The organism is Carnimonas nigrificans ATCC BAA-78 (genome assembly GCF_000526695.1).
Taxonomy (GTDB): domain Bacteria; phylum Pseudomonadota; class Gammaproteobacteria; order Pseudomonadales; family Halomonadaceae; genus Carnimonas; species Carnimonas nigrificans.
In genome coordinates this window covers 187,699-205,196 of sequence record NZ_JAGO01000011.1, presented here as the reverse complement: position 1 = coordinate 205,196, position 17,498 = coordinate 187,699, and the positions used below count along the sequence as shown (strand labels likewise).

Here is a 17,498-nt window from a genome sequence, read left to right as displayed (position 1 = left end):
GCATTCCCCTGACACAACAACGCCCCGCATAAGACGGGGCATTGGCTGTACGCAGTGGCACAAGTGAAGTACCAGCGTTAGCGGGATTCCAGCTTGTCGAGGTCGCGCACTGCGCCACGGTCAGCGGAAGTAGCCAGCATTGCATAAGCCTTCAGCGCAGCAGTGACGTTACGAGCGCGCTTGATCGACGGTTTCCACGCCTGCTCACCGCGAGCTTCCATTTGCTCGCGACGTGCGGCCAGTTCGTCATCAGAGAGCACTACGTCAATACGACGCGCCGGAATATCAATACGGATCATATCGCCGTTTTCCACCAGCCCGATCGCGCCACCAGAAGCCGCCTCTGGCGAAACGTGACCAATCGACAGCCCGGAAGTGCCGCCGGAGAAGCGACCGTCGGTCATCAGCGCACACTTCTTGCCCAGCCCTTTCGATTTCAGGTAGGAGGTGGGGTAAAGCATCTCCTGCATGCCAGGGCCGCCTTTGGGGCCTTCGTAGCGAATCACGACGACTTCGCCTTCCTTGACCTTGCCATCCAGTACATGCTCAACCGCTTGATCCTGCGATTCGACCACATGAGCCGGACCTTCAAATACCAGAATCGAGTCATCAACACCGGCGGTTTTCACGACACAGCCGCTTTCCGCAATGTTGCCGAACAGCACCGCCAGGCCACCCTCTTGCGAGAAGGCGTGGTCGATGCTGCGAATGCAGCCCTGAGCACGATCACCATCGAGGCTCGGCCAGCGCGCACTTTGCGAGAATGCCTGCTGGGTACGAACCCCGCCCGGCCCCGCCTTGTAGAATTCGACAATCTCAGGCGCAGGGTTGCGCATGATGTCGAAACGCTCCAGTGCGTCCTTCATGGTCGGGCTATGGATGGTAGGCAGAGAAGTATCGAGCACACCCGCACGATCCAGTTCACCCAAAATACCCATGATGCCGCCGGCGCGATGGCAATCTTCGATGTGGTATTTCTGCGTGTTGGGCGCCAGCTTGCATAGCTGCGGCACCTTGCGTGACAGCGCATCAATATCGTTGAGGGTGAAATCGACCTCGCCTTCCTGCGCTGCTGCCAGCAGGTGCAGGATGGTATTGGTTGAGCCACCCATCGCAATATCCAGGGTCATGGCATTCTCGAATGCCGCCTTGGAGCCGATATTACGCGGCAGCACGGATTCATCACCCTGTTCGTAATAACGACGAGCGATCTCGACAACGGTACGCCCTGCTTCTTCAAACAGACGCCGACGGTCAGAGTGGGTTGCCAGCGTAGTGCCATTACCCGGCAGCGAGAATCCTAGCGCTTCGGTCAGGCAGTTCATCGAGTTGGCGGTAAACATGCCGGAGCAACTGCCACAGGTGGGGCAAGCGCTGCGCTCGACTTCGGCCAGCTCTTCGTCGCTGACCGAGTCATCCGCCGCCATGACCATGGCATCAACCAGATCAAGACCGTGGTCAATCAATTTGACCTTACCGGCCTCCATGGGGCCGCCTGAAACGAAGACCACCGGAATATTCAGACGCATGGCCGCGTTCAGCATCCCGGGGGTGATCTTGTCACAGTTGGAAATACACACCAGCGCATCGGCGCAGTGCGCATTCACCATATACTCGACGGAATCAGCGATAATATCGCGTGATGGCAGCGAATACAGCATGCCATCGTGGCCCATGGCGATGCCGTCATCCACGGCGATGGTGTTGAACTCCTTGGCCACACCACCCGCTTTCTCGATTTCGCGTGCGACGAGCTGGCCCATGTCCTTCAAATGGACATGGCCCGGCACAAACTGGGTAAAGGAGTTGGCAACGGCGATGATCGGTTTGTCAAAATCACCGTCTTCCATGCCGGTAGCTCGCCACAGCGCGCGAGCGCCGGCCATATTGCGGCCACCGGTAGAAGTTTTGGAACGATATTGGGGCATGAAGCTCTTCCTCATCAGGCAAAGTTAGCGCGATGAAATTCGTATAGAAATTTCTTGTTGGCATATCGGCCGCGTGCGGCGCCGATAGGCAAGAGCGGGAAACCCTGAACACGCCTTATTGATAACAAGGCGGGTCGAGCCAGCAAACAACTGCGGGGTGGTGCAGCAATAAACGCCCAGCAAGCAAGCGGATAGACTTGCCAACATTCGGCTGGGTTATTAACACGGTATCCAGAGATCAATAAGGCCCGTGAACCCGATGCGCCTCGCTCTTTCGTTAGCCCTCTGACTAGAGAACGGTGAGCGTAGAATACTTTCTAGCCTGCCAACAAACGGTCAAACACATAATGCCACATTAGCACATGTTCGCGCCATAATTCATTCACCATTACCCATTCAAACGGCACTATATTTCACATTTATAGATATATTTGAACGAATAACCTAAACACTCTCAATCCAGCGGAGCAACGCTGCCGAGCATCACCACTTTCAGCAGCGATTATTGCAGTTTGCCACGCTCTCCCGCAGCCAGCCCCTTATCGACAGTACTCATCATCCCTTCAAAAGATGGAAAGACGCGCATATGAGGCTCCTTCTGCACAGCGCCGCTTTTTTCTTGCCGCTCAATCCATTACCGTCAAGGGCACACGGCGACAGGTTTCACTGCCTGACACGGCTGAAAACAACAGGAGAGCATGATGAGCAAGACAGCATTTATTACGGGTGCCACTTCAGGCTTCGGTCGTGCCGCTGCACGCCGCTTTGCCGCGGAAGGATGGCAACTGGTTCTGACGGGTCGCCGCGAAGAGCGCTTACGTGAGATCGAGCGCGAGCTTGGCGACAAGGTGGCCGTTCATATCGCGCCTCTCGATGTGCAGGATGCCGAGGCCGTAAAAGAGGTGGTAAGCGCCCTGCCCGAGCAGTTCCGGCAGGTGACTTCGCTGGTCAATAACGCGGGGCTGGCGCTATCGCCGACATCGGCTCAGGAGACCGATCTTCAGGATTGGCACACCATGGTCGATACCAACATCAAGGGGCTGTTGAATGTCACCCACGCTCTGCTGCCTACCCTGATTGAAACAGGCGCAGGTGCCAGCATCATCAACCTTGGCTCGGTCGCTGGTGCCTGGCCCTACCCTGGCAGTCACGTCTATGGCGCTACCAAGGCATTTGTAAAACAGTTCAGCTATAACCTGCGCTGTGACCTGCTCGGCACCGGTGTGCGCGTGACCGACATCGCTCCCGGCATGGCGGAAACCGAGTTCACCCTGGTACGCACCAAGGGAGATCAGGCCGCTTCCGACAATCTCTACTCTGGCACCACGCCACTCAGCGCCGAAGATATTGCAGACCAGATTGTCTATGTCGCCACGTTGCCAGACCACGTTAACATCAACCGTCTTGAGATCATGCCGGTACGCCAGGCCTGGCAAAACTTCGCCGTCGATCGCGATTGAGAACCAGATGAGAGCCTGAAAAAAGCGGGCCTTCCCACCATGGGGAGGCCCGCTCTTGTGTCAGCGTATCGAAGAGAGCAACCTACACGAAAACGACCTTGGTTACGTCGCTATAGCGCGCGGCAAAGTGCACCGTAACGCCTTTCTTCACGTAGTCGGGCAGTTCGTCGTAATCACGCTGGTTAGCCTTCGGCAGTACCAGTTCGAAGATATTGCTGCGGCGCGCGGCAATCACCTTTTCACGAATCCCGCCTACCGGTAGCACCTTGCCTGTCAGCGTGAGCTCGCCCGTCATTGCAACGCCGGGCTTGATGGCGCGCTTGCGTGCCAGCGACAGCAGCGCGGTTGCCATGGTCACCCCCGCCGAGGGGCCATCCTTGGGCGTTGCGCCCTCCGGCACATGCAGGTGAATGAAGGTTTTATCCCACGCATCTGCGGAAAGGCCGAAGCCTTTCAGGTTGGACTGCACAAAGCTGTAGGCAATATTGGCCGACTCCTGCATTACATCGCCCAGCTTGCCGGTCAGTTTCAGCCCGCGATCCAGCGCGTGCACCTGGGTGGCTTCAATGGGCAGCGTAGTGCCGCCCATCGAGGTCCATGCCAGGCCGGTAACAACACCGACTCCCTTCAGCACCTGCTCCTGCTGGAATACCGGCGCGCCGAGGAACTGTTCGAGATTATTGACCGAGACCTTGACCTTCTCCGCGCCTTCAATCAGCTTGACCGCCGCCTTGCGCACAATACGGTGCAGCTGCTTTTCAAGCTGACGCACGCCAGCTTCACGCGCATAGCCCTCGATTACCTGACGCAGCGCGGTATCGGTCAGCGTAATACGGCTCTTGGCGATGGAGTCACGACGCAACAGCTTGGGCCACAGATGGTGCTTGGCGATGCTGACCTTCTCTTCGGTGATATAGCCCGAGAGACGAATATTCTCCATGCGATCGTAGAGCGGGCCGGGAATGGTATCGAGCTGGTTGGCGGTGCACACAAAAAGCACTTTCGACAGATCAACACGCACATCGAGATAGTGATCGAGAAAATCGACATTTTGCTCAGGGTCGAGCACTTCCAGCAGCGCAGAGGCAGGGTCGCCCTGATACGACTGGCTCAGCTTGTCGATCTCATCAAGCATGATGACCGGGTTTTCGACCTCGACTTCCTTGAGCGCCTGCACAAACTTGCCGGGCATGGCGCCGACATAGGTACGCCGATGCCCTTTGATTTCGGCTTCGTCACGCATGCCGCCCAGCGAGAAGCGATAAAACTTGCGGCCCAGCGCTTCGGCAATCGAGCGCCCCACCGACGTTTTACCCACCCCCGGCGGCCCGACCAGCAGCAGAATCGAGCCACCTACCGAGCCTTTGAAGCTCCCTTCCGCCAGAAACTCGACAATCCGCTCTTTGACTTCATCCAGGCCGTCATGATCGCGGCTCAGAATACGGCGCGCATTGTCCAGATCGAGCTGATCCGTGGAGGTAACGCCCCATGGCATGTTGGTCAGCCAATCGAGGTAATTGCGCGTCGTGCTGTACTCGGGAGAGCCGGTTTCAAGCACCGATAGCTTGTTCAGCTCGTCATCAATACGCGCCTGAATATGCTCGGGCACCTCTTTGTCTTCGAGGCGATCACGGAAGGTATCGACATCGTTCTCGCGGTCATCCTTGGAGATACCCAGCTCTTTTTGAATCACCTTGAGCTGCTCGCGCAGGAAAAACTCACGCTGGCGCTTCTCCATTTGCGCGTTGACCTGCTGCGAAATTTCGCTTTGCAGCTGCGCCACGTCGATCTCTTTATGCAGCAGCGGCAACACCGCTTTCATGCGATCAATCACCGGCAGCGTTTCAAGCACCTTTTGCAGCTCTTCGCCTTTCGCCGACGTAATTCCCGCTGCAAAGTCGCACAGAGGGCCAGGCTCGTTGGGGCTGAAACGGTTCAGGTGATTTTTAAGCTCTTCACCATAGAGAGGATTGATCGGCAGAAGCTGCTTGATGCCGTTGATGACCGACATGGCGTAGGCGCGTGTCTCGTCGTCTTCACGATCCACAGGTTCGTCGGGATATTCCACATCGACAATGTAGGGCGGCTCATAGGTCAGCCACTGCACGATACGAAAGCGCTTGACGCCCTGCGCCATAAACTGAAGGTTGTCATCGCCCGCCTCAGCACGATGCACCTTCACCGCTGTACCGATCTTCGGGAAGTCCATTTGATTTGGCACTTCCTTGTCGAGATCGCCGACAAATGCCAGCCCCACGGTATGGTGGGCAGTTTCGGCCACCTGACGCATGGTCTCTTCCCAGCGCTGCCGGTGAATCATCAGCGGTTGCACCTGAGCAGGGAAAAACGGGCGGTTATTGATGGGCAGCAGATAGAGCCTGTGAGGAAGCGCGTCATCGGCCTTGATCACCTGGCCCGAATTAGCGTAGGCACTGCCCTGTCCGGGCTGGGAGATATTGTCTGCTTCGCCTGACATTACCAGGTTGTCGTGCGAGCCATGGGAAGGTACATCGGGAGAGCGCTGGGTCATGGAGTTTTCCTGAAAGCGTAAGGCAACCTCTATGCCGCTTTGAGCTGGCCAATAGCGACGACGAATGTTTCAGGAATGTGGGCGTTCGCTCCCATTATCAAGAGGAGGCGCTAACGCTCGGTGCGATCACCATGAAAATGCTGCCAGCCGTTGGGCTGCAAGAGCTCGCCGCCCAGCGTTCGAACGATATTAGGTTCAGCAATCACTCGGCCAATAACGGTCAGTGTTTCACCGCTTTGCGCAAGCCGTTCACGCGCTTCCCCCAGCGCTGATGGTGTGAGCGTAACGAGTAGCTGATAATCATCGCCACCGTAAAGGGCCGCGTTCATTGCTTCCTGGCTGCCCAGTTCGCTCACGGTCTCAGGCGCAATGGGAAGATGTTCAAACGCAAGCTCGGCACCTGCCTGGGACGCCGCACAAAGATGATGAAGATCAGCCGCCAGTCCATCGGAAATATCCATGCCTGCATTGGCATACCCAAGCAGCACACGCCCAGCGGTAACCTTTGGAGAGGGATAAAGATAGGCACCCAGCAGCGCATCGTGTTCGATACGACGACAACCGCGCTGCCAACGCTTGAGACCGGCGCAGGCACTGCCCAGCGGCCCCGTGACCGCGATCAGATCGCCCGCTCTGGCGCCGTCACGACGCAGGGCGTGGCGCACGGGCAACTCGCCCATTACCGTCACGGAGACCGAGAGTTCACCACGCGTTACATCGCCCCCTACCAGGGCCAGCCGGTGCTGATTTGCCAGGTGATGAAAACCACGGCTGAACGATGATGCCCAGTCTTCATCGACCTCTGGCAGGGTAAGGGCCAGCAGGCACCAGCGCGGCGTTGCCCCCATCGCAGCCAGGTCGGAAAGACTTACCGCCAAACTGCGATAACCAATGGCATGGGCCGGAGCATCGGCAGGAAAATGGACATCGGCGACTGACGTATCCACGCTTACAACCACCTGATGGCCCGCTGCCGGTACCAGCAGCGCCGCATCATCTCCGGCACCCAAGGCGACCCCTGATCCACTCTCTCTGCATGGGCCGTTCGGTACTTCCGATACACCTTCCAGCGGATAACCGTCAGCGCGCGTACCCTGGGTGGGCGCGAGCAGATAGCGCTTGATAAGATCGAATTCACCGAGCATGGGCAGGGCTTAGCGCCGGCGCGCCTCAACTTCGGCGCTACGCAGCGACACCGCCAGCTTGTCGAGCACACTGTTGATATATTTATGCCCGTCGGTCGCACCGAACTCCTTGGCAAGCTCCACGCATTCGTTGATCACGACGCGATACGGTACTTCCAGCCGCTCTTTCAGCTCGTAGGTGCCCAGACGCAAAATGGCAAGCTCTACGTAGTCGAGATCGGTAATGGCACGGTCGAGCAGCGGGTCAATCAATTCATCAACGCGCGCATACTGTTCACCAATGCCCTTGAGCAGGTCATGGAACAGGACCAAATCGGCCATCGCCATCACCTTCACCCAGTTTTCCGCGTCCGGCGCATCTTCATCCGCCAACTGGCTGCGAAACTCCGCCTCTACCGTGGAGAGCGCTTTTTCACGATGCTGAAGCTCCCACTGATAGAGCGCCTGAACGGTTAGCTCACGGGCAGCATGACGAGCGACCTGCGATTTGGAAGGCTGTTTTTGCGCATTGGCCATTACGCTTCTCCTTCGGTGTCGATCTGACGCAGCAGCGAGACCATTTCCAGCGCGGCCATCGTGGCTTCAGTGCCCTTGTTGCCCGCTTTGGTGCCAGAACGTTCGATCGCCTGATCAATGGTATTGACGGTCAGTACGCCATTGGTGATCGGCGTATCGAAGTCGATTTGCAGACGATTCAGGGCAGAATTGCATTGCCCCGCGATATGCTCAAAATGGGGCGTACCGCCGCGAATCACCGCGCCCAAGGCGATAACTGCATCAGGTGCGTGACGTTCAAGCACACGCTTGACGGCCAGCGGCAGCTCCCACGCGCCGGGCACATGCACGATGCGAATGTTTTCTTCGTCAACGCCATGGCGTACCAGCGTATCAACAGCGCCCTCCACCAGTGAATCAACGACGTGGTGGTTAAAACGGCCCACAACAATGACATAGCGTCCGTTTACATCAACGAAGCGGCCTTCCAACTGCGCAATAGGTTCCATAGTACTCTCTGCTCGCACCGCGAGCCTTGTTTCATCACATAAACAGAGCCACCGAGGCCCTGAGTCAACTGCGCCCGCTCAGGCAGAGGGCCAAAGCGGGCGACGATGTTCGGTCAAGTGCGCATGGTACAGCTTACTGGCTCGAAACGGTATCGCAACCGATCTGCTCGACCACTTCCAGGCCGAAGCCAGCCAGCGCCGAGAAGCGCAACGGTGAGCTTAATAGCCGCATTCGCCCTACTCCCAACGCCCGCAGAATTTGCGCGCCCGTGCCGATGGTCAGGTACTGACCGCTACCGTTCAGGCTGCAATCACGCGGCACCTGTCGGCGCCCGAAGAAAATGTCGAGCTGCTCCTTGTAATCGAGCGGCGCGCCCCCTTCATCAAGCAGCACCAGCACTCCACACGGCTGCCTGCTCAGCGCTTCCAGTGCCTCGCTGCCCGCCCAGCTACGCGCGCCAGCAGTGCCTTCCAGCATCAGAATATCACGCAGGCTATCGGGCACATGAACACGCACCGTCACTGTCTCCTCGCGGCACGGCTGTCCATTCACCAGTGCAAGATGGTGACGCCCGGTAATGGAATCCTTGAAGGTATGCAGCGTAAATTCGCCGAATGCCGTATTTACCGGCTCGGCGCTGACTTCCGTGATGGTTTGCTGATGGTGAATGCGGTATTCGATCAGGTCGGCAATAGTGCCGATACGAATGTCGTGTTCGGCGGCAAAGGCTTCGAGATCCTCGCGACGCGCCATTGTGCCGTCATCGTTCATCACCTCACAGATCACCCCGGCTGGCTCGAAACCGGCCATCTCGGCAAGATCACAGGCCGCTTCGGTATGCCCTGCCCGGCGCAGCACGCCGCCATCTTCACTGATAAGCGGAAACACATGACCTGGCTGCACAATATCGCTGGCATTGGCACCACGAGCGGCTGCCACGCGAATGGTGCGCGCTCGGTCAGCCGCAGAAATGCCGGTGGTGATGCCGTTGGCTGCTTCAATGGACACGGTGAATTTAGTACCGAAGCCCGAGCCGTTCTCACGCACCATAAGATCCAGCCCTAGCTGCCTGGCACGCAGGCGACTCAGTGGCATGCAAATAAGGCCGCGCGCGTGACGCGCCATGAAATTGATGTGTTCGGCTTCGACGCATTCGGCGGCGATAATCACGTCACCCTCGTTTTCACGCCCTTCATCGTCGAGCAGAATAACCATCTTGCCCTGAGCGATGTCGCTTACCAGATCTGCTATGGATGATAACGCCATGTCGCCAATTCCTTTCAAGCATTGCTAAATAGGGCCACCCGCCAGGAGGCCATTATACGGGCAACTGCGCCCGTCGGCTGTACGTCAGACGGGGCGGGCTATGATTTGCCAGTCGTCGCCTACCGCGCGAACATCGCTGATCACCAGCCGCTGCTGTTCGCTCATCTGTGTCAGTTGCATATCGAAGAGCGGCAGCGCCGTGCTGCCAAGCAGTGTTGGAGCCATGAATATCACGACTTCATCGACAAGATGCTGCCCCATGAAGGCTCCTGCCAAAGACGCGCCGCTTTCAACGAGCACCTCGTTACAGCTCTCTTCGCTGGCCAAATAGGAGAGCACCGCCGCCAGCGACACATGCCCATCGTCGCTTGCCGTCACTTCGATAATTTCAGCGCCTGCGCTCGACAGTGCCTGGGCCTGCGGTTCACGGCGCGCAGTGGTAAACACCAGCGTGCGCCCTTCCTCGCTCAGCATGCTAGCGGTGGGCGGCAGACGCAACCGTGAATCAATGACAACACGTAGCGGCAGTGGCCCCGCTTCGCTGGAAGAAAGACCGGACTCGCTCTCACGTACCGTCAAGCGGCTATCGTCGGCAAGAACGGCAGCAACGCCGCTGATAATGGCGCTGGAGCGCGCGCGCAAACGCTGTACCTGACGACGCGCCGCGGGGCCAGTAATCCACTTTGACTCACCGCTTGCCATCGCAGTGCGCCCATCCAGGCTAGCTGCCAGTTTGACGCGCACAAAAGGCCGCTGCTGGCGCATGCGCTTGACGAACCCTGCGTTCAACTGCTGCGCCGCCGCTTCACACACGCCCACCTTCACCTCTATACCTGCTGCTTCACAGAAGGCGATACCGCGCCCAGCCACGTCGGGATTAGGGTCCTGCATGGCTACAACCAGCCGTGAAATACCGGCATTGACCAACGCTTCGCAGCAGGGGCCGGTACGTCCGTAGTGGGAGCATGGCTCCAGACTCACATAGGCGGTCGCACCACGCACACGCGCGGCATCCGCAGAGGCCAGCGCATTGACTTCCGCATGTCCCTCACCGGCGCGCTGATGGAAGCCTTCACCGATCACTTCACCATCACTAACCAGCACGCAGCCCACGCGCGGGTTGGGCATGGTGGTATAGAGGCCACGCGCCGCCAGCTCGATGGCGCGCGCCATAAAATGCTCATCCGATAGTTCAGGCTGAAGGTTACTCACTGGTCGCTCCCGCGCCTTCTTCATCGTTATCGCTGGTGGGGTGAGTAAGGCGCTCGATTTCAGCCCGGAATTCGTCGACATCTTCAAACCGACGGTATACCGATGCGAAGCGAATATAGGCAACCTGATCGAGCAGCTTGAGCTGACGCATCACCTCTTCGCCAATCACCCGCGCCCCCACTTCCCGCTCTCCACGAGCACGCAGGCGCTGACGAATCTGCTCCAATGCCGCTTCGATACGTTCAGAAGCCACGGGGCGCTTTTCCAGCGAACGCATTACGCCCGCCCTCACCTTGGCAGGATCAAAGGTTTCACGGGTGCCGTCGCTTTTCACCACACGCGGCATCACCAGCTCAGCGGTTTCGTAGGTCGTAAAACGTTCGCCACAGCTCAGACACTGGCGACGACGGCGAACCTGGTCGCCCTCTGCAACCAGTCGCGAGTCACTGACTTTTGTTTCTTGCGTCCCACAAAATGGACAGTGCATAAAAAGGCCACTTCGGTCGAATAGCTGGCTGGCGGAGAAGTGTGCTAGCCAAGGAATCAGGGCTGCTTATAGTGCGCCCGACGTTCACCAGCGGGCACTGCGATCCACCGCAGCACGTGCATTTGCCATGAAAAGCCCTACTTTACCAGTAGTTTAGCGAACACTCATGAGGAAAAGAGAAAGAGTGCGTAAAATCGCCGCAGAGACAGACGCTCTGGGCTACTTAGGCTACACTTGATACTTTCATTTCATGACATTGCAGCGCTTGACCAGTCCCGCGTTGGCGGGGTACGGCAAGGCGATGCGCACTAGCAGATTCATCGAATAGCCAACAAGAAGGAGCCGTACCGTGGACCTTATTTCCTGGATAGTCACTGGCGCACTGGTGGGAGGCATATTTAATATTCTCGTGCCTCAGCAGATAAGCGTCGGCTTCCTGGGCGCAATGGGGGCAGGCGCTCTGGGTGGCGTAGTCGTCAGCTTTATCTGCTCGATCTTCGGAGTGTTACCGGAGCTTGCCTTCAGCGGGCTGGGCGTAGGCACCGCTGTGGTGGGTAGCGTTATCGCTCAGCTTGTTGTGCTGGCATATCGCAAGGCCGCTCACGTATAGCAAGCGGCTCCTTGACCCTGTGCCGATCATTTCCCGGCACAGGGGAATTCCTGATACCGCACACAGCCCCACTATTCCCCTTCGTTACTTCTCTTCCCTCTTCATTTATTCCTTCTTCACTTCTTCTCTTATCATTTTTCTTCGCCGCCCTGGCGATACTTCGACTTCCACAGGCTTGCAACTGTTGTCACCAGCAGTACGGAGATGATCACTGTCAGTGACAGACCCGTCGATATTTCCGGAACGCCTGTTAATGGCTCACCGTTATTGAGAAATGGCAAACTGTTTTCGTGCAGCGCTTCAAGCACCAGCTTAACGCCGATAAATGCCAGCACCAGCGATAGCCCCGCCCCCAGATAGACCAAACGCTCCAGCAGCCCTTCCAGCAGAAAAAACATCTGCAACAGCCCCAGCAGGGCAAAGACATTGGCGGTAAACACAATGTAGGGAGCTTGCGTCAGCCCATAAATGGCCGGAATCGAATCCAGCGCAAAGACGATATCGGTAAGCCCCAGGGCCAGGATCACCAGCGCCATAGGGGTCAGCACTCTTTTGCCATTCACGCGGGAAGTCACACGATTGCCGTCAAACGTATCGCTAATGGGCAAGTGGCGCTGGGCAAACCGTATTACCGCGTTGGGCTTGTAATCATCTTCGCTACTGCTGTCAGAGTGAGAGAAGCTCTCGATCGCCAGCTTGACCGCGGTATAGAGCAGAAAGGCGCCGAAGATATAGAACACCCAACTGAATTGATGAATGGCCGCCGCCCCTGCCGCAATGAAGATACCGCGCAGCAGCAGCGCGACCACGATACCGATCATCAACGCTTTCTGCTGGGCCTGAGCGGGCACATTGAACTTCGCCAGAATAATCGAAAAGACAAACAGGTTATCGACGGAGAGGCTCTTCTCCATCACGAAGCCGGCGAAAAACTCGGTGCCATGCTTGCTGCCCCACACCCACCACACACCTGCGCCAAAAACGCACGCCAGCAGCACATACACAATCGACCAGCCAAGCGATTCACGGAACGTGGGCACATGGGGGCGACGCACATGGGCGAAGAAGTCGAACAGGAAGAGAAAGACAACAACAGCGAGGGTAATCCCCCAGATCCAATCGGGAACGTGCATACGAAGGCTCCGGCAAACGAGGAGAATGTCCGGGCAACATTGCCAACGGACAGGTTTACCGGAGGTCTCTTCCGCGCAGATTCACGCGCCGCTGCCTCCGGAGCCATGAGGGCTCGTGATGACGAAGACAGCATCAAGGCTCCCGCAGGAGCGATGGGGAATACTCCCCTCCATTGCGCGCAGTGTGCGCGAGCGCCGCAAATAAATCAACTGACATCTTGCGTATGTGCTCTGGCGCTTGCTCACCAATGGCGTATGCTTGAAAAAACGCTGAGTGAAGTCCCGTTATTCGCTCGGGTGCCGCTGCGCAGCGTGCGTGCATGCGTGCATGACAAATCACAAGAAGCGCCACCTTCGCTTCCCGGATTCAACATTTCTTAAGCCGAATACTCTCCTACACAGTTGAGGCCATGTATGACATCTGGATACCTTCAGAACCTGCCCACCGTTGCGCCACTGTCGCCAGAAGAGTTCCAGCAGCGTGCGCTTGATGAACTGAATTTCGTTTATGGTGAACAGCAAGGCACTACGCTATTGAAGCGGCTGTTAACCCTTATCGAAGAGCACCCGATTCACTCAGCCACTGCACCGCCTGACACCTTGTGGAGCGAGCGCTCGCAAGTGCTGATCTGCTATGGCGACAATCTGCTGGCAGAGGCCAATAGTGGCGAAATGCCGCTGCAAACACTGGCCCGCTTTCTGGATGACCATCTCGCTGACACCTTTAGTAGTGTCCACATTCTGCCGTTTTTTCCGTGGAGCTCCGATGACGGCTTTTCAGTGGTGCACTATAGAGAGATCAATCCTGACCTGGGCGACTGGGAGGATATTCACCGCATAGCCCAACGCTATCAACTGATGGCGGATTTGGTCGTTAACCATGTCTCGCGAGAGTCCCTGTGGTTTACCGACTACCTGTCGGGCACTGAACCGGGCCGCGACTACTTTATCGAACTGCCCAAAAACACTGATGTGCTGATGGTCACGCGCCCCCGCGCCAGCCCCGTGCTGACGCCCGTCTACACGCGCCGTGGCAAGCGCTACGTGTGGGCCACCTTCTCCAAGGATCAGATTGACCTTAACTACGCTAACCCCGACGTGCTGCTTGAGATGACCGGCATTCTGATCAACTACCTGCAACAGGGCATCAGGCTGATTCGTCTTGATGCCGTCGCTTATTTGTGGAAAGAGCTGGGCACCGCCTGCATTCACTTGCCGCAAACCCACGCGCTGGTGCGCCTGATGCGGGCGATTATCGACTATCTGATGCCGGGAGCGCTGCTGATTACGGAAACCAACGTGCCGCACCAGGAGAATCTGAGCTACTTCGGTCACCTTGAGGCACGACAGGCGCCTGAAGCGCATATGGTGTACCAGTTCACCTTACCGCCATTGCTGGTACACACCCTCACCTCAGGTGACGCCACACCGCTCTCGCAGTGGGCAGCGTCGTTGCCCGAGTTGCCGCCCGATTGCACCTTCTTCAACTTCACCGCCAGCCATGACGGCATTGGCGTGCGCGCACTCGAAGGGCTGCTGCCCCAGCATGACATCGACCAGATGCTGGAGCTGATGAAGCGCTTCGGCGGCTATATCAGCATGAAGGCGAATCCGGACGGCACAGACTCTCCCTATGAAGCCAACATCACCTATTTTGACGCCATGAAAGGCACTCGAGGCGGCGAGGATGCCTGGCAAATCATTCGCTTTCTGTGCAGCCAGTCCATCATGCTAGGGCTACAGGGCATTCCCGGCGTTTACTTCCACAGCTTGACCGGCACCACTAACGACTACGCCAACGTGTCGCGCAACGGCGGCCTGCGCGCCATCAACCGCAAGAAGTGGCGCATTCAGGAACTCGACGACCAGCTTGCCGCCGTTACCCCCACCCGCTTTGTACTGAAGGCGATGACGCAGCTGCTTAACAAGCGCCGCCAGGAGCCTTGCTTCCACCCCTCTAGCCCGCAAAAAGTGCTCAATTTCGGTGAAGGTATCTTCGCTTTCCAGCGTGGGCCACTGGATGATGGCCGTTTACTGCTCGCCATTCATAACGTAACGCGCCAGCCCATTAACGTCAGGCTGCCAGCGGAATTTGCGCAGCGTGAATGGCGTGAGCTGATGGGACATCTTCAGGTTCAGGATGGCTGCTTCGAACTCAAGCCCTACTACAGCGCCTGGCTGGTGAGCAAAAGCGCCTAACGACGCAGGCGCAACGCAAAAGCCCTGCGGCTTGCCAGATAGTGGTGGCAAACCGCAGGGCCTTTGAATATCGCAGAAGTTACTGTTCAGGAAGCGTATATAGCGCTAAAAACGCTAGACTTCTCCTTTGTTGTCCAGCTCAACTGCTTCATACATTTTCTGGAGATGATCCGGCAAGGCCGACTGAATGCGGTTCCAGCTTGGGATAAACGGCTTGTCGTCGCGCGGCGTTTCAAGAAACTCTACGCCCGCGTCGGAGACCACCTGAGTGAACAGCTCCACCGTGGCTTCTTCTGCATGACGATCAAGGGTCAATCCATTGATCAGAGCGTCGTGGTAGTAATTCTCGATCATATCAAGGGCCGTACGATAGTACGTCGCTTTCAGTGTGCGCAGCGATTCAACGGGAATTTGCACTCCCAGCGTCGATAGCTTGCGAAACAGCGCCTTGGTGATGTCCTGCGCCATGCGTGAAAGCCCCGCACTGCGATCATCTTCCGAGAGTGGCTGGTGCTTGTGGTCATAGTTGTCGGCGATATCAACCTGACACAGGCGCCGCGAGCCGTAGTTACGATGCACCTCTGACAACACCCCGATCTCCAGCCCCCAATCGCTGGGAATACGAATATTGCTTAACACATCGGTGTGCATTGCAAATTCCCCTGAGAGCGGATAGCGATAGCTCGACAGATAATCAAGGTACTCGGAAGGCCCATAGATGGACTGCATGGCGCGCAGCAGCGGCGTAACCAACAGCCGCCCCACCCGCCCATTCAGCTGGCCGCCAGAAACTCTGGCGTAGTAGCCTTTGCAGAATTCGTAATTAATGCGCGGATGCACGATGGGGTATAAAAGCCTTGCCAGCATGTCACGGCGGTAGGTCAGAATATCCGCATCATGCAGTGCCACAGCCGCCGTGCGTCGGGAGGCCAGAGTATAGCCGGAACAGAACCACACATTACGGCCTTTGCCTGGCTCGGTGGGCGAGAGTCCTTCCGATTGCAGCTCTTCATCAAGCTCTCGCAAACGCGGGCCGTCGTTCCATAAAATGCGATGACGCTGCGGCAGGCGCGAAAAGAATTCACGGGCGTAATTGAATTGATCGCGATCAGCACGATCAAGACCGATGGTGATTTCAGTCAGGTACGGCACCTGAGCCAATTCATCCACAATGCGGGAGAGCGCAGGGCCTTCCAGCTCGGAGAAGAGCGACGGGATAATCAGCCCCATCGGGCGACTACGGGAAAAGCGTTTCAACTCCTCTTCCAGCGATTCTACGGGGCGATCTGCCAGGCTATGCAGCGTGGTAATCACACCATCCTGATGAAAATCACTCATAACGCTTCTCCTCTCGATCAACGGCTGATAGCGGCGATAGAGACGCAATGCCGCACACGGGGGTGTCGGTGCTCGTGATAACGCGTTTGTTCTTTATAGCACAATGGAGAGCGATGCCTTGCACTCGCTGTGTTCTAAAATATGGGATCGACACGGCGATTGTTATTATGCGTGTCTCTGCGCGGCAACTCGCCTTGCAGTGATTTAAATAAACAGGCAATGAGCAAGGTAGCTCAATTCAAAGACCGGCGAGCCAGACTTTTTACCCCCATCTCTGGGGTATATAGCCAGCCAGAAGCTGCCCGCTACTCAGAGGGCGTCTTTCATGCACTACCCAACCAATGATCCAGCCCCTCATTCCACCCACTCGGCCCGGCCTGCTGAGTGAGGTAGCAACGTGTCTCCAGTTCGGCAGGAAGCTGCACCAGAGAGGCATCGTTACGAATCAGTACCGGCATCTCGGCGGCGTTCAGCATGGGGATATCATTGGCACCATCGCCCAATGCCACACAGCGACACTCGTTGCCCGATAGCTGCGCAAAACGCTTTTTAAGCCAGAGAAGCGCCCGCCCTTTATCTGCCTGAGCCGCCATGACATGGACAAAACGGCCGCCCCGCGTCGTTGTCAGCTGATGTTGCGCGAGCGCTTGAGTAAATGCGTCAAGACGCTGCTCATCTTCATGCCAGAACAGAGGCTCGGTAGCTTCGCGCTGCCAGGCAAGCTGCGCCTGCGCGAGCGGCAAGCCAGTCCATTCAGCCACCCGCTGCGGCGATACATCGCCAAATCCTTCGAATGAAAAGCCTTGATCGCGAAGCTGCGCCAGTGCGTGACGAATATGAGCGATATCAGCGCCCAGGGTAATCATGTCGCCCTCGCCCGGCTGCTGCCAGCGCGGCGGAAGCAGGATAGCGGCACCATTTTCAACGATACAGGGCGCATCGCAGATCCCTAGTTCAAGGGACAGTGCGGATACCTCGGCGCGCGTTTTGCTGGAGTTGATAATGAGGGGCACCTGGGCGCGGCGCAGCTTTTCCAGCCAATGCGCCGCCGGTGCCCAGGAATAGCTATGATGGTCAAGTAGTGATCCATCCAGATCGGTGAATACCAGCAGCGATGACCCGTTCATGCAAGACTCCCGGTAACCTATGTAGGTACAAAGGCGAGAACATGCCCGCCCCGTTCTC

Annotated in this window: 14 protein-coding genes; 3 read left to right on the top strand and 11 right to left on the bottom strand. The window is 57.3% G+C overall.

Annotated features, from left to right (window positions below; genetic code table 11):
• Positions 1-77: 77 nt before the first annotated feature.
• A complete protein-coding gene (gene ilvD, locus L881_RS0104620; RefSeq protein ID WP_025732548.1) occupies positions 78-1,928 on the bottom strand; it encodes a dihydroxy-acid dehydratase in 1,851 nt (616 codons plus the stop codon).
• A 701-nt stretch (positions 1,929-2,629) separates the two neighbouring features.
• On the opposite strand from ilvD, the gene L881_RS0104610 reads away from it, so the two are divergent.
• Positions 2,630-3,388, top strand: coding sequence for an SDR family NAD(P)-dependent oxidoreductase (locus tag L881_RS0104610; RefSeq protein WP_025732547.1), 759 nt, complete (start codon positions 2,630-2,632; stop codon positions 3,386-3,388).
• An 82-nt stretch (positions 3,389-3,470) separates the two neighbouring features.
• Here the strand turns inward: L881_RS0104610 and lon are convergent, their stop codons facing one another.
• From lon to nrdR, 7 genes are all read right to left on the bottom strand, one after another.
• Positions 3,471-5,918 carry an endopeptidase La gene (gene lon, locus L881_RS0104605; protein WP_025732546.1) on the bottom strand — a complete coding sequence of 816 codons (2,448 nt, stop codon included), beginning with the start codon at positions 5,916-5,918 and terminating at the stop codon, positions 3,471-3,473.
• Positions 5,919-6,028: 110 nt separating this feature from the next.
• The gene (thiL, locus tag L881_RS0104600) at positions 6,029-7,063 is read right to left on the bottom strand and encodes a thiamine-phosphate kinase (protein WP_025732545.1); all 1,035 of its coding nucleotides are present in this window, start codon (positions 7,061-7,063) and stop codon (positions 6,029-6,031) included.
• Between the two features lie 9 nt (positions 7,064-7,072).
• Complete coding sequence (nusB, locus tag L881_RS0104595; RefSeq protein ID WP_025732544.1) at positions 7,073-7,579, bottom strand: transcription antitermination factor NusB; 507 nt, start codon at positions 7,577-7,579, stop codon at positions 7,073-7,075.
• Positions 7,579-8,067, bottom strand: coding sequence for a 6,7-dimethyl-8-ribityllumazine synthase (ribH, locus tag L881_RS0104590; RefSeq protein WP_025732543.1), 489 nt, complete (start codon positions 8,065-8,067; stop codon positions 7,579-7,581). Before ribH ends, nusB begins: the two co-directional genes overlap by 1 nt.
• A 133-nt stretch (positions 8,068-8,200) precedes the next feature.
• Positions 8,201-9,334 (bottom strand): 3,4-dihydroxy-2-butanone-4-phosphate synthase, encoded by a 1,134-nt coding sequence (ribB, locus tag L881_RS0104585; RefSeq protein ID WP_025732542.1) that lies wholly within the window; start codon positions 9,332-9,334, stop codon positions 8,201-8,203.
• A gap of 84 nt (positions 9,335-9,418) precedes the next feature.
• A complete protein-coding gene (ribD, locus tag L881_RS0104580) occupies positions 9,419-10,546 on the bottom strand; it encodes a bifunctional diaminohydroxyphosphoribosylaminopyrimidine deaminase/5-amino-6-(5-phosphoribosylamino)uracil reductase RibD (protein ID WP_025732541.1) in 1,128 nt (375 codons plus the stop codon).
• Entirely contained in the window at positions 10,539-11,033 is a 495-nt protein-coding gene (nrdR, locus tag L881_RS0104575) for a transcriptional regulator NrdR (RefSeq protein WP_025732540.1), read from the bottom strand. The genes ribD and nrdR overlap by 8 nt, the downstream gene beginning before the upstream one ends.
• A gap of 349 nt (positions 11,034-11,382) precedes the next feature.
• Here nrdR and L881_RS0104570 point away from each other — a divergent pair, with 349 nt between their 5' ends.
• Positions 11,383-11,643, top strand: a complete 261-nt coding sequence (locus L881_RS0104570) for a hypothetical protein (protein ID WP_025732539.1) — start codon at positions 11,383-11,385, stop codon at positions 11,641-11,643.
• 131 nt (positions 11,644-11,774) lie between these two features.
• Here the strand turns inward: L881_RS0104570 and L881_RS0104565 are convergent, their stop codons facing one another.
• On the bottom strand, positions 11,775-12,776 hold the full coding sequence (locus L881_RS0104565) for a TerC/Alx family metal homeostasis membrane protein (RefSeq protein WP_025732538.1): 1,002 nt from the start codon (positions 12,774-12,776) through the stop codon (positions 11,775-11,777).
• 414 nt (positions 12,777-13,190) lie between these two features.
• Here L881_RS0104565 and L881_RS0104560 point away from each other — a divergent pair, with 414 nt between their 5' ends.
• Positions 13,191-14,975 (top strand): sugar phosphorylase, encoded by a 1,785-nt coding sequence (locus tag L881_RS0104560; RefSeq protein WP_025732537.1) that lies wholly within the window; start codon positions 13,191-13,193, stop codon positions 14,973-14,975.
• Between the two features lie 114 nt (positions 14,976-15,089).
• On the opposite strand, the gene L881_RS0104555 is transcribed toward L881_RS0104560, so the two are convergent.
• A complete protein-coding gene (locus tag L881_RS0104555) occupies positions 15,090-16,313 on the bottom strand; it encodes a glycosyltransferase family protein (RefSeq protein WP_025732536.1) in 1,224 nt (407 codons plus the stop codon).
• A gap of 323 nt (positions 16,314-16,636) precedes the next feature.
• Positions 16,637-17,440, bottom strand: a complete 804-nt coding sequence (locus tag L881_RS0104550; RefSeq protein WP_025732535.1) for an HAD-IIB family hydrolase — start codon at positions 17,438-17,440, stop codon at positions 16,637-16,639.
• Positions 17,441-17,498 lie beyond the last annotated feature (58 nt).